The sequence below is a fragment of the Pseudochelatococcus contaminans genome, assembly GCF_014195635.1.
Classification (GTDB): Bacteria; Pseudomonadota; Alphaproteobacteria; order Rhizobiales; family Beijerinckiaceae; genus Pseudochelatococcus; species Pseudochelatococcus contaminans.
In genome coordinates this window covers 405,451-424,320 of the sequence record NZ_JACICC010000001.1, presented here as the reverse complement: position 1 = coordinate 424,320, position 18,870 = coordinate 405,451, and the positions used below count along the sequence as shown (strand labels likewise).

Annotated in this window: 16 protein-coding genes; 10 read left to right on the top strand and 6 right to left on the bottom strand. The window is 63.4% G+C overall.

The window, feature by feature from the left end; translation table 11 throughout:
• Window positions 1-110: 110 nt before the first annotated feature.
• From FHS81_RS01770 to metE, 5 genes are all read left to right on the top strand, one after another.
• A complete protein-coding gene (locus FHS81_RS01770; RefSeq protein WP_183750306.1) occupies window positions 111-659 on the top strand; it encodes a DUF2948 family protein in 549 nt (182 codons plus the stop codon).
• Window positions 643-1,935, top strand: coding sequence for a histidinol dehydrogenase (gene hisD / locus FHS81_RS01765; protein ID WP_183750305.1), 1,293 nt, complete (start codon window positions 643-645; stop codon window positions 1,933-1,935). Before FHS81_RS01770 ends, hisD begins: the two co-directional genes overlap by 17 nt.
• 35 nt (window positions 1,936-1,970) lie before the next feature.
• The gene (locus FHS81_RS01760; protein WP_183750304.1) at window positions 1,971-2,459 is read left to right on the top strand and encodes a UPF0262 family protein; all 489 of its coding nucleotides are present in this window, start codon (window positions 1,971-1,973) and stop codon (window positions 2,457-2,459) included.
• Between the two features lie 115 nt (window positions 2,460-2,574).
• Window positions 2,575-2,970 (top strand): arsenate reductase ArsC, encoded by a 396-nt coding sequence (locus FHS81_RS01755; RefSeq protein WP_281374400.1) that lies wholly within the window; start codon window positions 2,575-2,577, stop codon window positions 2,968-2,970.
• Between the two features lie 380 nt (window positions 2,971-3,350).
• Window positions 3,351-5,705: a 5-methyltetrahydropteroyltriglutamate--homocysteine S-methyltransferase gene (gene metE, locus FHS81_RS01750; RefSeq protein WP_183750302.1), complete on the top strand. Its 2,355-nt coding sequence runs from the start codon at window positions 3,351-3,353 to the stop codon at window positions 5,703-5,705.
• 108 nt (window positions 5,706-5,813) lie between these two features.
• Here metE and ispH read toward each other — a convergent pair whose 3' ends face one another.
• The 4 genes from ispH to FHS81_RS01730 form a co-directional block, all read right to left on the bottom strand.
• Window positions 5,814-6,812, bottom strand: a complete 999-nt coding sequence (gene ispH, locus FHS81_RS01745; RefSeq protein ID WP_183750301.1) for a 4-hydroxy-3-methylbut-2-enyl diphosphate reductase — start codon at window positions 6,810-6,812, stop codon at window positions 5,814-5,816.
• Window positions 6,813-6,895: 83 nt separating this feature from the next.
• A complete protein-coding gene (locus FHS81_RS01740) occupies window positions 6,896-8,134 on the bottom strand; it encodes a GGDEF domain-containing protein (protein ID WP_183750300.1) in 1,239 nt (412 codons plus the stop codon).
• A 167-nt stretch (window positions 8,135-8,301) separates the two neighbouring features.
• Complete coding sequence (locus tag FHS81_RS01735; protein ID WP_183750299.1) at window positions 8,302-9,207, bottom strand: prephenate dehydratase; 906 nt, start codon at window positions 9,205-9,207, stop codon at window positions 8,302-8,304.
• Window positions 9,204-9,947, bottom strand: coding sequence for a 3-deoxy-manno-octulosonate cytidylyltransferase (locus FHS81_RS01730; protein WP_183750298.1), 744 nt, complete (start codon window positions 9,945-9,947; stop codon window positions 9,204-9,206). The genes FHS81_RS01735 and FHS81_RS01730 overlap by 4 nt, the downstream gene beginning before the upstream one ends.
• A 237-nt stretch (window positions 9,948-10,184) precedes the next feature.
• Between FHS81_RS01730 and FHS81_RS01725 the strand changes: the two genes are divergently transcribed.
• Window positions 10,185-10,799 carry a c-type cytochrome gene (locus tag FHS81_RS01725; RefSeq protein WP_183750297.1) on the top strand — a complete coding sequence of 205 codons (615 nt, stop codon included), beginning with the start codon at window positions 10,185-10,187 and terminating at the stop codon, window positions 10,797-10,799.
• Between the two features lie 5 nt (window positions 10,800-10,804).
• On the opposite strand, the gene FHS81_RS01720 is transcribed toward FHS81_RS01725, so the two are convergent.
• Window positions 10,805-12,085 (bottom strand): NAD(P)/FAD-dependent oxidoreductase, encoded by a 1,281-nt coding sequence (locus FHS81_RS01720; RefSeq protein ID WP_183750296.1) that lies wholly within the window; start codon window positions 12,083-12,085, stop codon window positions 10,805-10,807.
• An 83-nt stretch (window positions 12,086-12,168) separates the two neighbouring features.
• The gene (locus tag FHS81_RS01715; protein WP_183750295.1) at window positions 12,169-13,563 is read right to left on the bottom strand and encodes a glutamine synthetase family protein; all 1,395 of its coding nucleotides are present in this window, start codon (window positions 13,561-13,563) and stop codon (window positions 12,169-12,171) included.
• Window positions 13,564-13,789: 226 nt separating this feature from the next.
• Between FHS81_RS01715 and FHS81_RS01710 the strand changes: the two genes are divergently transcribed.
• The 4 genes from FHS81_RS01710 to FHS81_RS01695 all read left to right on the top strand — a co-directional run bounded on the left by FHS81_RS01710 (window position 13,790) and on the right by FHS81_RS01695 (window position 18,867).
• Window positions 13,790-14,971 carry an ABC transporter ATP-binding protein gene (locus FHS81_RS01710; RefSeq protein WP_183750294.1) on the top strand — a complete coding sequence of 394 codons (1,182 nt, stop codon included), beginning with the start codon at window positions 13,790-13,792 and terminating at the stop codon, window positions 14,969-14,971.
• A 16-nt stretch (window positions 14,972-14,987) separates the two neighbouring features.
• Window positions 14,988-15,965, top strand: a complete 978-nt coding sequence (locus tag FHS81_RS01705; RefSeq protein ID WP_183750293.1) for an ABC transporter permease subunit — start codon at window positions 14,988-14,990, stop codon at window positions 15,963-15,965.
• On the top strand, window positions 15,962-16,753 hold the full coding sequence (locus FHS81_RS01700) for an ABC transporter permease (protein ID WP_183750292.1): 792 nt from the start codon (window positions 15,962-15,964) through the stop codon (window positions 16,751-16,753). The genes FHS81_RS01705 and FHS81_RS01700 overlap by 4 nt, the downstream gene beginning before the upstream one ends.
• Before the next feature lie 215 nt (window positions 16,754-16,968).
• The gene (locus FHS81_RS01695; protein ID WP_428982426.1) at window positions 16,969-18,867 is read left to right on the top strand and encodes an extracellular solute-binding protein; all 1,899 of its coding nucleotides are present in this window, start codon (window positions 16,969-16,971) and stop codon (window positions 18,865-18,867) included.
• The last annotated feature ends 3 nt before the right edge of the window (window positions 18,868-18,870 follow it).

Here is an 18,870-nt window from a genome sequence, read left to right as displayed (position 1 = left end):
CACGGGGCCGGGGGCAGCAAGCAGCGGCATCCGTTATCAAAGGCGATGCAAGCTTGCCTGTAGCTTGCGCGCCCGATACATCGTAAGCGTTGAGAAATGGAAACAGAGCGATGCCCGAGAAAACCGTTCCCCGCCAGACCTCCCCTGCCGGAACCGGCCACACGGAACACGCCCCCGCAAAGACGGAGGCGGAGCGGCAGCAGCAGGGCAACCAGCTTCTGCGTCTGCTCGCACTCGATGAGCACGATCTCGATGTCATCTCCGCCCATCTTCAGGATGCGTTCGTGCGGCGAGCCGATCTGCATTATTTCCCGGCCGAGCGGCGCTTCGTGCTGGCAGCCCAGCGCTTTGACTGGGAGCGCGACGCCAAGGCCGCTCCGCAACGGCGGCTGACCGCTCTGCATTTCGAGCAGGTGCGTGCGGTGCGCCACCGCCATCTGGGACAGGCGCCGGATGCGCTGCACACCCTGCTCGCTATCTATTTCGTGGAAAATGAAAAACCCTCCGGCGCAATCCTGCTTGAATTCGCAGGCGGCGCGGCAATCCTGCTTGACGTCGAGTGCGTGGAGGCGCAACTGAAAGACCTTGGCCCGGTGTGGAACGTGGAAGCACGACCGTCCCACGGGCAGGTGGAGGGTGACGATGCCGGTAAGGCTTGACGCGCGGGCGGATGATTTCGAAACGGCATTCAGGGCCTTGCTCTCGGCCAAGCGCGAGGTGTCGGAAGATGTCGACGCCATCGTGCGCGACATCATCGCCGACGTGGCTGCGCGCGGCGACGAAGCCCTGATCGATTACACTGCCCGCTTCGACAACCAGACCCTGACGCCGGAAACCCTGCGAATATCGCCAGCGGAAATCGAGGCGGCCGTCGCAGCCGCGCCGCAAGAGGCGCTTGAGGCGCTGAAACTGGCGAAGGCGCGCATCGAGGCTTATCACGTGCGGCAGAAGCCGCAGGATGAAAGCTTCACCGATGAGGCCGGCGTGACGGCAGGCTGGCGCTGGACGGCGATCGAATCAGTTGGCCTTTATGTGCCGGGCGGCACGGCCAGCTATCCGTCATCCGTGCTGATGAACGCCGTTCCGGCGCGTGTCGCCGGTGTGCCGCGCATCGTGATGGTGGTGCCAACGCCGGGCGGCGTGATCAATCCGCTGGTGCTGGCAGCCGCGCATATTGCAGGCGTGGATGAAATCTACCGTGTCGGCGGCGCGCAGGCTGTGGCGGCACTCGCGCATGGCACGGCGACCATCGCGCCCGTCGCCAAGATCGTCGGGCCAGGCAACGCCTACGTGGCGGCGGCAAAACGGCGTGTGTTCGGGCTTGTCGGAATCGACATGATCGCCGGTCCATCAGAGGTATTGATTCTGGCCGATGGCGAGGCCAATCCGGAATGGGTCGCTGCCGATCTTCTGGCGCAGGCAGAGCACGACACCGCTGCCCAGTCGATCCTCATCACCAACAGCGAAGCACTGGCGGATGCCGTCGCAACGGCTGTGGAGGGCCAGCTGCTGACGCTGCCCAGGCAGGACATCGCGCGCAAGAGCTGGGATGATTTTGGCGCGATCATCCTGACGCCGTCGCTCGAAGCAGCTATCCCGCTCGTTGACCGCATCGCGCCGGAACATCTTGAAATCGAATCGCCGCAGGCCGATGCCCTGGCCGCTCAGGTTCGGAATGCCGGCGCGATTTTCCTTGGCCAATATACGCCGGAGGCTATCGGCGATTACGTCGGCGGGCCTAATCACGTGCTGCCGACGGCGCGTTCGGCGCGCTTTGCATCGGGATTGGGCGTTCTCGACTTTCTCAAGCGCACATCGATTTTGCGCTGCTCCGTCGAGGCGTTGCGGGCCATCGGGCCGGCGGCGGTTACTCTTGGCGAAACGGAGGGGTTGCAGGCGCACGCCCGTTCGGTCAGCATTCGTCTGAACATCTAGTTTATTGGCAAGCCCATGAACCGAAAGGCAGGGTCGTGACCAGCACTGACGATGACAACCGCAAACGTCTCGTGAGTGTGACGCTTGACGAAGCGTCGCTGGGACGCGGCAATCCGGATCAGGAACACGAGCGGGCCGTCGCCATCTGGGATATCCTGGAGGAAAACTCCTTCACGGTGTCCAACCATGAAGGCGGTCCTTATGTGCTGCACCTGTCGCTGGTCGAGAGGAAGCTGCTGCTCGACATCCGGCTGGCCGATGAAACGCCGGTGGTGGCGCACTTCCTGTCGCTGAGCCCCTTCCGCCGCGTGATCAAGGATTACGACCTGATCTGCGAAAGCTATTATGCCGCCATCCGCACGGCGACGCCCTCCCAGATCGAGGCCATCGATATGGGCCGGCGCGGCCTGCACGATGAGGCTTCCGAGTTGCTGCGCGAACGGCTCGCGGGGAAAATAGACGTCGATTTCGACACGGCCAGACGTATGTTCACCCTGCTCTTCGCCCTGCAATGGAAGGGCTGAGATGCAGGTTGAGCCGGGGCCGCGGCACGATGCGGGGGCGATAGCGCCAGACGCGGCGCCGGACGCTTCGCGCACCAAGCCATCCTCATCGCGGCGCACGCAGTCCGTGCTGTTCATGTGCGCGCTCAATGCCGTGCGCTCGCCCATGGCCGAGGCGCTGACACGTCATTACTTCGGCCGCTCGCTCTATGTCGCCTCGGCAGGGGTGCGCCCGGAGGAGCTTGATCCCTTCACTACAGCCGTGATGGACGAAATCGGTATCGACGTCAGCAATCACAAGCCGAGGACGGTGCAGGAGCTGGAGGACGCCGGCTTCGACCTCATCGTCACGCTTTCCCCGGAGGCCCATCATCGGGCCATGGAGCTGACCCGCGCCCTTGCCGTCGATGTGGAATATTGGCCCACCTTCGATCCCACCGCCGTTCAGGGCTCACGCGATCAGCGCATGGATGCCTACAGAAGCGTGCGTGATGACCTCGCCGAGCGGATCAAGGAACGCTTCAGCCCATAGACCTGCACAAAGATACAATGACATAAACATATCTTTATATGCAGACTTGACCATTCAGCTTTATCTGCCATAGTGGCGCGGTCGTGGTTATTCGCGGCCTGTGAAGGCATACCTTCCTGGCCCGAAGCCGGAAGGGAATCCCGGGTTGCACCCGGACTTTGTGAGCAGCGGACACCCGCCCAGATTCTGTCGCCGATGATCCATCGCGCGGGCGGGGGCGTGCGTTGACCCGTAAGCCGGGAGCCCCAGCAACGACATAGCAAAGTCCTCGGGCGGAGTTCCCGGTGGCCGCTGAGCGTGGTGATTCGCAGGGGCTCGCCCCCTGAACGGCCCGCATGCGTCTGCCAGGCCTTTTGCCTCCCAAACGATGGGTTCAGCCGATGTCATCTTCTCCTGTTTCCGTTGGCGCGCTTGGCGCTCCTCGCATTGGTCCTCGCCGCGAACTGAAGGTGGCGCTGGAAAACTACTGGTCCGGCAAAATCAGTCAGGATGAACTGCTCAAGATCGCGGCGGACCTGCGCGCCGCGGGCTGGGAGCGTCAGCGGGCGGCGGGCGTCTCGATCATCCCGTCGAACGACTTTTCGTTCTACGATCAGGTGCTGGACACCGCCGTCACGGTTGGCGCCATCCCCGCCGCCTATGGCTGGACGGGCGGGCCGGTTTCTCTCGACACCTATTTCGCCCTCGCACGCGGTACGCAGGGGCAGCAGACGACCTGCGCCGCCGGCCATGTCCATACCGATCCGGCAGCCGGTGAGGGTCTGCCCGCGCTGGAAATGACCAAGTGGTTCGACACGAACTATCACTACCTCGTGCCGGAATTCACGCGCGACCAGAAGTTCGAGTTGGCCTCCACGAAGGTCGTCGACGAGTTCAGCGAAGCCAAGGCGCTCGGCTATCACACCCGCCCCGTGCTCGTCGGTCCCGTGACCTTCCTGAAGCTTGGCAAGAGCCGCGATGAAGGCTTCGATCCCGTCAGCCTGTTGCCCGGCCTGCTGCCGGTCTATGCCGAAATCCTGCGCCGCCTTGCAGCGCTTGGCGCCGACTGGGTGCAGATCGACGAGCCCGTGCTCGCGCTGGATATCGACGACGCCACCCGCACCGCCCTGACTTCGGCGTTCGAGTTCTTCGCGCGGGCAGTGCCTGGCATCAAAATTCAGCTCACCAGCTATTTCAACGCCTATGGCGACAACCTTGCCACGGCGCTGGAACTGCCGGTCGCTGGCCTTCATCTTGACCTCGCCCGCGCTCCGGAAGAGCTGGACACCGTGCTGGCGAAGGCTCCGGCCGGCCTCGTGCTGTCGCTGGGCGTCATTGACGGCCGCAACGTGTGGCGCGCAAACCTGCCTGTGATCCTCGACCGCATCGAGCCGGTCGCGGCCAAGCGCGGCACCGATCACCTGATCATCTCAACCTCGTCCTCGCTGCTGCACGTGCCCTATGACCTTGCCCACGAGACGGGCCTTGACGACGAGCTGAAGAGCTGGCTGGCATTCGCGACGCAGAAGCTCGAGGAACTGGTCATTCTCGGCCGCGCGCTGTCGCAGGGCCGTGATTCCGTGAAGGATGAGCTGGCCGCCTCGGCCGCTGCCGCCGCCTCGCGCAAGGCTTCCGCGCGGATTCACAATCCGCAGGTCGCCGCGCGCCTCGCCGCAGTGAAGCCCGAGGATAGCAACCGCCAGCACCCGTTCAGCGAACGCAGCAAGGCCCAGCACGAAGCGCTGAACCTGCCGCTGTTTCCCACCACAACCATCGGTTCGTTTCCGCAGACCAGCGAAGTCCGCAAGGCCCGCGCCGCCCATACGCGCGGCGAGCTGGACGATGCCGGCTATGAGGCTTTCCTGCGCAAGGAAACCGAGAATGCCGTGCATTGGCAGGAGGAAATCGGCCTCGATGTGCTGGTGCACGGCGAGTTCGAGCGCAACGACATGGTGCAATATTTCGGCGAACTGCTGGACGGCTATGCCTTTACCCGCAACGGCTGGGTGCAGAGCTACGGGTCGCGCTGCGTGCGTCCGCCGATCATCTTCGGCGACGTATCCCGCCCAAGGCCGATGTCCGTGGAGTGGGCGGCCTATGCCCAGTCGCTGACCTCCCGCCCGATGAAGGGCATGCTGACTGGCCCGGTGACGATGCTGCAATGGTCGTTCGTGCGTGATGATCTGCCGCGCGCAACCGTGACCCGCCAGATCGCGCTGGCGCTGCGCGACGAGGTGACCGACCTTGAGGCCGCCGGTATCCGCGTGATCCAGATCGACGAACCGGCCATTCGCGAAGGCCTGCCGCTGCGCAAGGCCGACTGGCCGGCCTATCTGGAATGGGCTGTCGACAGCTTCCGTCTGTCCGCTTCCGGCGTGCGCGACGAGACGCAGATCCACACGCACATGTGTTACTCGGAGTTCAACGACATCATCGACGCCATCGGTGCGCTGGATGCAGACGTGATCTCCATCGAGACGTCGCGCTCGAAGATGGAATTGCTCGACGCCTTCGTCGACTATCATTACCCGAACGAAATCGGACCGGGCGTTTATGACATCCACTCGCCGCGCGTGCCGTCAACGGACGAGATGGAAGAACTGCTGGTCAAGGCCAGGGAGCGCCTGACGCCAGCGCAGATCTGGGTCAACCCTGATTGCGGCCTCAAAACCCGTAAGTGGGAAGAGGTGCGCCCGGCGCTGGTCAACCTCGTCAAGGCCGCAAAGCTGCTGCGCGAACACGCGCCTGCCAAGTAAAATCGCCTACCAAGTAAGACCGCCAGACATGACAAGGCCGCCGGTCGAACCCGGCGGCCAAAATCTAAAAAGTTGCAAGTTGAATGAGGATGGGCGTTTCAGCCTCTGCTATTCAGCTGCCTGATCCCGCAATTCGCGGGGCAGCGGGAAGAATACGCTCTCGTCCGCCGTGGAGACCGATTCCACGGTCACGTTGTAGCGCTCCGCGAAGGCATCGATGATCTCTTCCACGAGAACTTCAGGCGCGGAAGCTCCAGCAGTCAGCCCGAGCGAGCGGATGTTGCCGAACAACGACCAGTCGATATCCTCGGCGCGCAGCACGAGGCGCGATATCGGACATCCGGCCCGTTCGGCGACCTCACGCAGGCGCTGGGAGTTGGATGAGTTCGGCGACCCCACCACGATCATCGCATCCACCTGCGGCGCGACGCGCTTCACCGCCTCCTGCCTGTTGGTGGTGGCGTAACAGATATCCTGCTTGTGTGGCGATACGATTTGCGGAAACCGCTGCTGCAGGGCAGCGACGACGCCAGCGGTATCGTCAACGGACAAGGTCGTCTGCGTGACATAGGCCAGTTCGACATCGGCAGGCGGGGCGAGCGTCTCGACATCCGCGACGGTCTCGATCAGCGTGATCGCACCAGCGGGCAACTGCCCCATGGTGCCCACCACCTCGGGATGACCGGCATGACCGATCAGCACGACATGGCGGCCTCGCTTGTGATGAATCTCGGCCTCGCGGTGCACCTTCGTAACCAGCGGGCACGTCGCGTCGATAGCGAAAAAGCGCCGCTGCACGGCCTCGGACGGCACGGATTTGGGTACGCCATGCGCGGAAAAGATCACCGGTGCCTGCGTATCGGGAATTTCATCGAGTTCGTCGACAAAGATCGCGCCCTTGCGGCGAAGGCTTTCGACCACGTATTTGTTGTGAACGATCTCATGCCGGACGTAGACGGGCGGGCCGTAAATCCGCAACGCCTTTTCGACGGCATCGATCGCGCGGACCACACCGGCGCAGAAACCGCGCGGAGCGCAAATCAGCACCTCCAGCGGCGGCTTGTTGGCGCTGGAGGTCTCGATCGACGAGAGGCTGGCGACGGGCATCGATCACACTTCCCACTGATACGGCACGCTGGCCCGGTGAAAACCGGGCGGAAGGCGATGTGTGGGATTATTGGGCGCGTCTGTCAAGTCAGCTGCGGTCCCGACAATGGCCCTGCCTGTGGCCGAGGCTCGGCCCAGGCACGGCCTTCCACGTCAGCCGCCAGCCGGGTATCATCGCCGGTATAGACGCAGACACGGTTGCGGCCATCGCGTTTCGCCTTGTAAAGAGCGGCGTCTGCGGCGCGCGTCAGGTCTTCAAGATCGTATCCCACCCGCCGCGACGACGCGATGCCGGCGCTCAGCGTCACGCCGCGCGCCTCTGTGCCCTCGCCTATCCGGTAGCTTTTCATGGACCGGCGAATACGCTCCATGACGCCAACGGCATCGCGCTCCTCGGCAGCCTGAAGAATGCACAGAAACTCCTCGCCGCCGACCCGGAAAAGGTAATCCACCGGGCGCAGCTTCAACGTCGCCCGTTCCGCGAAGGTGCGCAACACGCTGTCGCCCATGAAGTGACCGAAGGTATCGTTGATCTTCTTGAAATGATCGAGATCGATGATCGCGACGCACACCGATTGCCCGGACGTCGCCTGCCGGCGCAGGATTCGCTCGGCGTGCAAATGCAGCGCCCGGCGGTTGCCAAGGCCCGTGAGCGGGTCGATCAACGTCTGCGCCCGCTGCTCCGTCTCAAGCCGCTCCTTGATCAGCGACAGCATGAGATAACCGACTGCCACGTTGACGAGCACGATCAGCAGCGACAGCGTCATCGTCAGTTGCGTTTCCGTCCACCTGTGCGCCTCGCTGGCGGCAATCATGATGAACACGCCGCGCATGACGAGAAGCACGGAATCGAGACCCACGACCATGCACAAGGCGAAGCGCGACGGCAGATACTCGCCGCGACCGCGCCACAGCTCAAACCCCATCAGCGCCGTATAGGATGCAGGAACGACCGCCACTGCCAGAGCTGTGATCAAGGGGCCGTGTTCGGGATCGATGAGGCTGAGAGCAAGCCAGAAAATCCCCCCGAGCCCGGCCAGCCATGGCTTCACCGGCCGCCGCTCGAAAATGCGCATCGTTTGCCATCCCCCGCCATAGGCAAAGAAAAGCAACGTTACGCCCGTATAGAGATAGATGACGGATTGCCCGAGGCTGGCAATGCCGATGAGAACGATGCCAACCGCCGCCGAGCCGAAACTGGAACCAAGGACGAGAAGCTCGCGGTTGACGCGATTGCTGTTCCACGAAAACAGCAGGAGCCCGCCGATGAGCAGACTGAAAAGGATCGCGACGATCCGCAATGTGGCTTCATCCAACTGCATTGCACTGGAACCCTGACCGCAGGAGCGAGTATATCCTGCCTGAACCAGTTGAAAAGGACGTGCATTGCCGGAGCATGACACACACCTGCATTATTTGTCGCAAAGGAGTGACAGTACCGTCACGAGCACATCTTTTTTCCACACCAAACGCTCAGACAAACCGTGGTTCAGATGTCGTAGTCCACTGTGTCCTTTGTCTGGGTTCCTCGAAATGGATGCGCGGGATAAACACCGAGAATCCTGACCTCCCGGGAAAAAAACGCCAGTTCCTCCAGCGCCAGTTTCAGCGAGCGGTCATCGGGATGGCCATCCACCTCGGCATAGAATTGCGTCGCGAGGAACCGCCCGCCCAACATATAGCTTTCAAGCTTGGTAAGGTTGATGCCATTTGTCGCAAAACCGCCGAGAGCCTTGTAAAGAGCCGCCGGCACGTTGCGCACGCGGAACATGAAACTGGTCACGACCGGCTCGCTTCCGGCGGGCACCCACTGCGCTTCCCGCGACAGCAGCACAAAGCGGGTCGTGTTGTTGCTTTCGTCTTCGACATCGCGCCCCAGATTGACCAGGCCATAAATGTCCGCGGCCAGTTGTGGCGCGAGCGCGGCCTGGGTCGGATCGTTCCATTCGGCCACCTGCCGGGCTGCGCCGGCCGTGTCCTGCGCCACCACCGCTTTCAGACCCAGCTCCCGGATGATCCGGCGGCACTGCCCCAGCGCATGAACATGGCTATGCACTGTCGTCAGGGTATCACGGGTCGCGCCTTGCGGCGCCAGAAGCTGGAAGCGGATGGGGAGGAAGTGCTCGCCAACGATGTGCAGGCCGGAAGCGGGCAGCAGATGATGAATGTCGGCGACGCGACCGGCGATCGAATTTTCGATCGGGATCATGCCAAGTCCCGCCTGTCCGGATGTAATCGCCGCCAGCGCATCCTCGAACGTGGCACACGGAAGCGGCTCCCAATCCGGAAACACCTCGTGAGCGGCGATATGCGAGTTCGCGCCCGGCTCGCCCTGATAAGAAATCACTTTCGGCGTGGGAAGAGCTTCCGGGTTGCGGTCGAACGAACTGATCATGCGGATGTCTTCCCTTCAAGAGTGGCGCGGGCACGGGCGAGGTCGTCGGGCGTGTCGACACCCAGCGGCATGTCGTCGACGATGGCAACATCGATGCGCATGCCGTTTTCGAGTGCGCGAAGCTGTTCCAGTTTCTCCCGCTGCTCAAGCGTCGACGGCGGCAGGGAGATGAAACGCTCCAGCGCCGAGCGGCGATAGGCATAAAGCCCGATATGATGAAACAATGGCCCCTCCCCCCAGGGGGCGGTGGCGCGGGTGAAGTAGAGCGCCCGCAATCGCCGTTCGGCCAGCGGGCTGCCCACCACCTTGACGACGCTGGGCGCGGTGCGCTCCTCCTCCCGCGTGATGATGGCGGCAAGGGTCGCGATATCGACGGCTTCATCCGCCAGCGGATCGAGCGCGGAAGCGATCACGCGCGGATCGATGGTCGGCAGATCGCCCTGCACGTTGACCACGACATCGTGAACGCCTTGCGGGTCAATGGCAGCCACCGCTTCGGCGATTCGGTCGGAACCGGAGGGATGATCGGCACGCGTGCGCACCGCCCGTCCACCGGCGGAGGTAACCGCGTCAGCGATCTCGTCCGAATCGGTCGCGACGATGACCGGCCCCACATCTGCCTGCTGCGCCCGCCGCAGGACATGAACGATCATCGGCACGCCGCCTATATCGGCCAACGGTTTGCGTGGCAGGCGGGTGGCGGCGAGACGGGCGGGAATGACAACGACAGGGGAACGCATCGAGCACCTTTGTCGCAGCGGAAGGAATTTCGCTGCCTTCTGATGCTCACAAACACCCAATAGTGCTTCATAATCAAGCGGCATGATCAGCGAGACGGGGCCAGAGGGCATGAATAATTTGCCGTTCGCAAAAGTTGCAACCATCCCGGTAAAATAGTTAGTTCAGCCGCAACTTTGATGGCGGGCGACAGGCGCGAAATCGGAACGCCTGTTTTGATGGGGTGAGGCCATATCGGGATGAATCGATTCGACCTGAACAGAATTGCGGCGGTCGTGCTGAGCACCCTCCTCGTCGTGACAGGCGCCGGCATCATCTCGAACGCCGTTCTGGACGGGCCGTCTTCCGGCGATGACGACAGCACGCTATCGAACACCGTGGCCGCACCCGTCGCCCCTGCCGCACCTGCAACAACGGTTGCGCAGCCTGCGGTCAATGCACCGCCCGCACCCTTGCAGGATGAAGAACTGACGCTTGCAACCCTGCTGGCGCGGGCCGATCCGGCGCGCGGGGCGCGCGCGGCCATCAAATGCCGGGCGTGCCACAACTTCGTCCCCGGCGGAAGCTCGCGCGCCGGCCCGGGCCTCTACGACATCATCGATCGCCCGGTCGGAGCCAGCGAGAAGTTCGGCTATTCCACCGCGATGAGAGCGCATGCCGGGACCGGGGCCACATGGACCTATGAGGAACTCGACAGGTTCATCACCAACCCGAAAAAGTACATCCCCGGCACGACAATGTCGTTCGCCGGGCTGGCGAAGCCAACTGAACGCGCCGACATCATCGCCTATCTGCGCACGCTCTCGCCGTCGCCCGTGCCGCTGCCGGCGTCAGACGATACGCCCGCGCCCTGAGCATCTTACAGGCGATCCAGCAGGCCAAAGCCGATCATCGCCGCCGTCAGCAACGGCCGACGCAGCCAGCGCCCGCCCGGCAGCGGGGGCACAGGCAGCGAAGCCAGTTGTCTGAAACGGCTGTCATCGCCCAGCATAGCTTCTGCGACGATGCGCCCGGTGTACGGCCCCAGCATCACGCCTTGCCCTGAAAACCCGGAAGCGATGTAAAAACCGTTGTCGGGCCGGCGCACAAAAGGCAGCCGCGTCATCGTGATGCCAAGCCTGCCGCCCCAGCCGTGGGTGATGGGGGCATCGCGGAGCTGGGGATAGAGGCCCAACATGCGCTCGCGCACCCTGCGCTCGAAATCGTCCGGCAGATTATCGCCATAGCTCTCGCCGCCGCCGAAGATGATGCGGTTGTCATCGGTGCGGCGAAAATAATTGACCACGAACCGCGTATCCGACGCAGCAATCGGCTCGGAAAGGACCGAATCGGCCAGCCCTGTTTCGAGCGGCGCGGTCGCGATCATGAAGTTCACCAGCGGCATGACATGCGAGGCCGTCAGGGGCGACAGATCCCCCAGCGATCCATCGCCGGTGAGCAGCACCGACCGCGCCCGCACTGTGCCGCCGTTCGTCACCACACGCCAGTCATCGCCATCGGCAACCACCTGCCGCACGCGTGAGCGTTCGTGAATGCGCGCGCCATGGGCCTCCGCGGCGCGCGCCAGCCCGCGCGTCAGCGCCAACGGGTCAAGCTGCCCGCCGTGAGGATTGAACACGCCGCCATGCGCCCCCCGCATGTGGGTGTACTTCTCGATGGCGGCGCCCTCCAGCACCTCAAGCCCGTCAACGCCGTAGATGCGGGCCAGATGCTCGGCATCTTCCGCCAGCATGCGGAAATGACGCGGGCGATGGGCGATGGACAACAGACCCGGCCGGAAATCGCAGGCAATGGCGTCATCGGCGATCACGGTTTGAAGCCAGATACGCGCTTCTTCCGCAATGTCCCACAACGCGCGGGCGCGCTCTGTCCCGACGTGCGATTCGAGCCACGCCTGATCGCGCCGCTGGCCCGGATGCACCTGGCCGCCGTTGACGCCGGAGGCCCCGCCGCCGACGGCCAGCGCTTCGACGACGCGCACGCCGACGCCCGCGCGGGCGAGTGTCAGCGCCGCGCCAAGGCCGGTAAACCCGGCCCCGACGATGCAGACATCGGCGGTATCGTCACCCGCAACCGCAGGCCGTGGCGCTGCCGTGTCCGGAACAGCGCCATAGAGATTCGTAAGCAAGGAAGGCGCCATCGGCCGTCGATCCGAAATGCGAGAGGGACAGAGCGAAGGAGAGTGTCAATAATGGATTCGGCCGAAGAATGTCAGACGTTATTTTAGACGTTCAGCAACAGATATTCCCGCTCCCACGGGCTGATGACCTGCATGAACGTCTCGAACTCGGTGCGCTTCACCGCCGAGTAGGTCTTGACGAAATGTTCGCCGAGCACCTCGATCAACGGTTCGCATTCACCCAGTTCGATCACCGCCTCCAGAATGCCGCGCGGCAGATCGTAATCGAGGTTGTAGGCCGACCCGGTCACCGGCTCGCCCGGCTGTAATCCGCCCTCGATGCCGAGATAACCGCAGGCCAATGTCGCGGCGATGGCGAGATAGGGATTGGCATCGGAAGACGGCACCCGGTTCTCCACCCGCCGCGCAGCCGGATCGGATGGCGGAATGCGCAAGCCCGTGGTGCGATTGTCATAGCCCCAGCGCAGGTTGATCGGCGCGGTGGAATTGCGCGTCAGCCGGCGGTAGGAATTGACGTAAGGCGCAAGCATGGACATCGCCGCCGGCAGATAGGTCTGCAAGCCGGCAATGAACGAGAAAAACTCCGGAGACGGCGAGCCGTCCTCGTTGGAGAACAGGTTTCGCCCCGTCTGCATGTTGACGACGGACGTGTGGATATGCATGGCCGAGCCCGGCTGGCGGGCAATGGGCTTGGCCATGAACGTGGCGTACATATCGTGCTGAAGCGCAGCCTCGCGGATGGTGCGCTTGAACAGAAAAACCTGATCGGCCAGATCCAGCGGATGGCCGTGGCGCAGGTTGATCTCCATCTGCCCCGCGCCTTCCTCGTGGATGAGCGCGTCGATGGCGAGGCCCTGCGCCTCGGAATAGTCGTAGATATCCTCGAACAGATCGTCGAACTCGTTCACCGCCGAGATGGAATAAGCCTGCCGGCCGATTTCCGCCCGCCCGGAACGGCCGATCGGCGGCTCCAGCGGATAGTCGGGATCGGTGTTGCGCTTGACGAGGTAGAACTCGATCTCCGGCGCAACGATGGGTTCCCAACCGCTGCGGCGGTAGAACTCCAGCACGCGCTTCAAAACCTGCCGGGGGGCGTTTTCCAGCGGGCGGCCGTCGCGGTGGAAGGCATCGAGAATGATCTGCGCCGTCGGGTCGGGCGCCCATGGCACGGCGGCGAGCGTGGAGAAATCGGGCCGCAGAACGAGATCGCCGTCTGCCGGCATTTCCTGCAACAGCACATCCTCGGGATAATCGCCGGCGATGGTCTGGTAGAAGATCGCGCCCGGCAGGCTCATGGTGGGGTTGCCGAGAAACTTCTCCGCCGGCATCACCTTGCCGCGCGCCACCCCGGCCTGATTGGCGACGAAGCACTCCAGTTCCTCGATGCCCCGCTGTGCAACAAAATCGCGGGCCTCTTCGAGATTCGCCGCGCCGCGCAGCCTCCGGCTGGGCTTCTGCGCTGTTTTCTTCCTCGTCATACCTCACCCGATCTGCTTGTACGCTACATCCGCCGCGCAGCAGTAATCGCCCTGGCAACGAATCTGTCAATCATCTGACATCAAATCGCATAATCGTGTGAATAGAAGATGCAATCGCAAGTCGCTTGTGGCGGAAAGCCTCTACGGCTACCTTGCCGCAAATTGTCCACGGAGGCGACCGGCTCTTGTCGGCCATCGCCCGCAACATGCAAGGGCTGGCACACCGATGACGAATGTTCGAACGGATGCGCGCAAACGTGATTCGCTCGCGATCGGTGCGGTACGCCGGGATTTCGCCCCGTGGCTCGACCCCGCGGCAAAGCCGTTGATCCGCTATGAAGCTGTCACGAAACAGTACAGCGATTTTGTAGCCGTCAATAATCTGACGCTCAACATTTATGAGCGCGAGTTCTTTTGCCTCCTCGGTCCATCCGGTTGCGGCAAGACCACCCTCATGCGCATGCTCGCGGGCTTCGAGGAGCCGACCGCGGGGCGCATTCTGCTCGGCGATCAGGTGGTGAGCGGCATCCCGCCCTATCGCCGGCCAGTGAACATGATGTTCCAGTCCTACGCCCTTTTCCCGCATATGAATGTGGAAAAGAACATCGCGTTCGGTCTGGTGCAGGACGGCGTGCCGAAAAACGAAATCGCCGACCGCGTGGCGGAGACGCTGCGCCTCGTGCAGCTCACGCCCTTCGCCCGCCGCAAGCCGGACCAGCTCTCCGGCGGCCAGCGTCAGCGCGTGGCGCTGGCGCGCGCGCTCATCAAGCGACCCAAGGTGCTGCTGCTCGACGAGCCGCTGGGCGCGCTCGACAAAAAACTGCGCTCGGAAACCCAGTTCGAGCTGATGGATCTACAGGTCAATCTCGGCATGACCTTCCTCGTCGTCACTCACGATCAGGAAGAAGCCATGGTGATGGCCGACCGCGTCGCCGTGATGGACAAGGGCACCATCAAGCAGATCGCCCCTCCCGGCCAGGTCTACGAACAGCCGGCGAGCCGCTACGTGGCGGAGTTCATCGGCGATGTGAACATCATCGAGGGCAAGATCGCCGAGGTCGGCGAGCATCAGGTGCGCGTCACGCGCAGCGACGGGGCCGGCACGCTGTTGATCGACCTGCAGAACGAGCCGGTCAGCGTCGGGCAGGAGGTGGCGGTTGCCCTGCGTCCGGAAAAGCTGGTGCTGCACCGCGACCTGCCCACCGACACACCGAACGTTCTGTCCGGCGATATCTGGGACATCGGCTATCTCGGCGACTGGACCATCTATCTCGTGCAACTCGCCAGCGGCCAGATCGTGCGCGTGTCGCGCGCCAATTCCCGCCGCTTCGTGGAGCAGCCGCTGACCTGGGACGACAAGGTGCACATCACCTTCGCGTCCGAGGCTGGCGTGTTGCTGACCCACTGACAACGGGGATACGACAATGAGCCATATCCCCGCGAGCGACAGCCCGCCCGATTCCCCATCGACGCAAATCGTTGCCTCCGCAAAGGCGGGACCGGGCACGCGCCTCGTGCGCGCGCTCGTTCCGGCGCTGCCATTCATCTGGCTGCTGATCTTCTTCCTGACGCCGTTCATCATCGTCTTCAAGATGTCGCTGTCCGAACCGGCGACGGCGCAGCCGCCCTACGTGCCGGTGATCGACTGGTCCGAGGGGCTGAACGGCCTGCTGGACGCGCTCAGCCAGTTCAACTTTGAAAACTTCACGCTGCTGACCGATGACTGGCTTTATGCCGCGTCGGCATTGTCCTCGCTGCGCATCGCGGCGATCTCCACCATCCTGCTGCTGCTCGTCGGCTTCCCCATGGCCTATGCCATGGCCAAAGCGCCTGAAAAGCACAAGCCGCTGCTGTTGATGATGGTCATCCTGCCGTTCTGGACCAGCTTCCTCATCCGCGTCTACGCATGGATCGGCATTCTCAAGCCCGAGGGTCTGCTCAACATGGTGCTGCAGGGCATCGGGGTGATCGATCAGCCGTTGCAGATCCTCAATACCGATACCGCTATCTTCATCGGCGTGGTCTATTCGTACCTGCCCTTCATGGTGCTGCCGCTCTATGCCACGCTCGACAAGCTGGACTGGACGCTGCTCGAAGCGGCGCAGGATCTGGGCTGTCCGCCGTGGCGGGCGTTCTGGCAGGTCACGGTGCCACTGGCATTGCCGGGCATCGCCGCAGGGGCGTTGCTGTGCTTCATCCCCATCGTTGGTGAATACGTCATTCCCGAGTTGCTCGGCGGGCCGGACTCGCTGATGATCGGCAAGACGCTGTCCGACGAGTTCTTCAGGAACCGCGACTGGCCGCTGGCTTCCGCCGTGGCGGTGGTGCTGCTCATCATCGTTATCGGACCTGTCATGATCTTCCGCGAACTCGAAACCCGCCGGCTGGAGAAGTCCCGATGACGCGCCGCTGGACTTTATTCGACACCACGGCGCTGACCTTCGGGTTCGCCTTCCTCTACCTGCCGCTGCTGGTGCTGGTGGTTTACTCGTTCAACGATTCGCGGCTGCTCAACGTATGGGGCGGGTTCTCGACCCGCTGGTATGTCGAGCTGTGGAACGACAAGGTGCTGCTGACCGCGCTGCGCAACTCGCTGGGCATCGCGCTGTTCTCGGCGGCCATCGCCACCTTCTTCGGCACCCTGGCCGCGCTGGCGCTGGTGCGCTACACCCGCTTCTGGGGGCGGCCGCTGTTCACCGGCATGGTCTATGCCCCCATGGTGATGCCGGAAGTCGTCACCGGCCTGTCGCTGCTGCTGTTCTTCGTGTCGATCAACGCGGAGCGCGGCTTCTGGACCGTGACGCTGGCGCACACCAGCTTCACCATGTGCTACGTCGCCGTGGTGGTGCAGTCGCGGCTGGTGGCCTTCGACAGGACGCTGGAAGAAGCGGCGCAGGATCTCGGCTGCCCGCCGCTGCGCACCTTTTTCACCATCACCCTGCCGCTGATCGCGCCTTCCGTGCTGGCCGGTTTTCTGCTGGCCTTCACCCTGTCGCTCGATGACGTGGTGATCGCCAGCTTCGTCACCGGCCCCGGCACATCCACGCTGCCCATCGAGATCTTCAACAAGGCGCGGCGCGGGCTGTCACCGGAGATCAACGCGCTGTCGTCGCTGATCCTGCTGGTGGTCACGGTGGCGGTGGTGACATCTTCGCTGCTCAGCAAGCGCGCACTGATACCTGCGCGATAACGTTCTTGGGCGATAACGTTATCGCGCTGGTAACATTCCGGTGAAACGGTGTGCGTATCGGCAGTTGGCTGCATTTGGCTGACGAAATGTTAACGAGGCATGGGCTTTTCTGGTTGCTACACTGACGGGGTTTGATTCGTTCAGTAGCGCCAACCGGGAGCCCGCCTTTGGTCCGCCGTTCTCGCACGCCGTCGCCGCCCTCCGTTTCGCCGGAGGTGCTGCGCCGTTCATCTCTTCTGGCCACCCGCCGCGATCTGTTCGGCCTTGCCGGCGGACTCATCGGCGTGACGCTCGCCGCCCACCTGCTGCCGGGTGTAGCGCTGGCGCAGGAAGAGCCGCCCCCGCCCGGCGAGGCGTTCGAGTCCCACGGCCTTTCGGCCTTCGACGATCTGCAATTGCCGAAGAATTTCCCGCACTTTCCCTACGTCAACCCGGATGCGCCGAAGGGCGGCAAGGTCACGATGCGGGTGACGCAAGGCAGCTTCGACACGTTCAACACCCTCAATGCTTATGTGCTGCAAGGCGATGCGGCGGCCGGCATGAGCATGACCTTCGATAGCCTGATGGCCGGCTCCGGTGACGAGCCGGACGCACTTTACGGCCTCGTGGCGGAATCGGTGTCGGTCAGCCCCGACCGCCGGACCTACAGCTTCCGCCTGCGCCCCGAAGCGCGCTTTCATGACGGCACGCCAATCACCGCCGACGATGTCGTCTTCTCCTTCAATATCCTCAAGGAAAAGGGCCACCCCTCCTATCGCGCGCTGCTCGCGGAGGCGGAAAAGGCAGTTGCCGAAGGCGACGATGTCGTCACATTCACCCTGTCGGAGAGCCGCGGCCGCGACCTGCATCTGCTGATCGCCTCGCTGCCGATCTTCTCCAAGGCCTGGTGGGACGGACGTGACTTTGCCGCGTCCACGCTGGACGCGCCGCTGGGTTCGGGCGCCTACAAGGTGGGCCGCTTCGAGGTGGGCCGCTTCATCGAGTTCGACCGTGTGGGCGATTATTGGGCGCGCGATCTCAACGTCAACGTGGGCCAGAACAATTTCGACAAGATCCGCTACGAATATTTTCGCGATGAGCAGGTGATGTTCGAGGCGTTCAAATCCGGCCTCATCAACTTTCACGAAGAATACACTGCCAGCCTGTGGGCCAACGGCTATGACTTCGCCGCCTTCCGCGACGGCCGCGTGAAGCGCGAGAAAATCGAGACCGCCGCCGCGCCCAACATTCAGGGCTGGTACTTCAACACGCGCCGCGACAAGTTCGCCGATCCGCGCGTGCGTGAAGCCATCGGGCTGGCGTTCGATTTCGAGTGGACGAACGCCAAGATCATGCACGACGCCTACGAGCGCACGACATCGTTCTTCGAGCACACACCCCTGAAGGCCGAAGGTCTGCCCTCACCGGAGGAACTGGCCCTGCTGGAGCCTTTCCGCGGACAGGTGCCCGACGAGGTTTTTGGCGAACCATTCGTGCCGCCGGTGTCGGATGGTTCAGGCAATGATCGCAACCAGCTTCGCCGGGCTTTCCAGTTGCTGACCGAGGCTGGCTACAAGCGTGAAGGCAACGTGCTGCGCGGGCCGGACGGCAAGCCGTTCGAGATCGAGTTCCTCGACGCCAGCGCAAGGCTTCAGCCGCATATCCAGCCGTTCCAGGCAGCGCTTGGGCGGCTCGGCATCAAGGCAACGTCGCGGATTGTCGATCCGTCGCAGTATCAGGAGCGGCTGAAGAATTACGACTTCGACGTCGTGAGCGTCGCGCGGCGCGGCAGCCTCACGCCGGGGCCGGAACTGCGCGTGTTCTACGGTTCGGAAGCGGGCCGCACGCCCGGTGGCATGAACCTCGCCGGCATCACAAACCCGGCCGTCGACGCTCTCATCGAACGTGTGGCCAACACCAGAACGCGCGAGGAAATCACCGTCGCGGCAAAGGCACTGGATCGCGTATTGCGCGCGGGGCGCTACTGGGTGCCGATGTGGTTCCGCGCCGATGAATGGTATGCCTTCTGGGATGTCTTCTCCCGCCCGGACACCAGCCCGCGCTACAGCTCCGGCGCGCCGGGAACATGGTGGTTCGACGCTGACAAGGCGAAACGCATCGGCTGGAGGGGCTAAAGG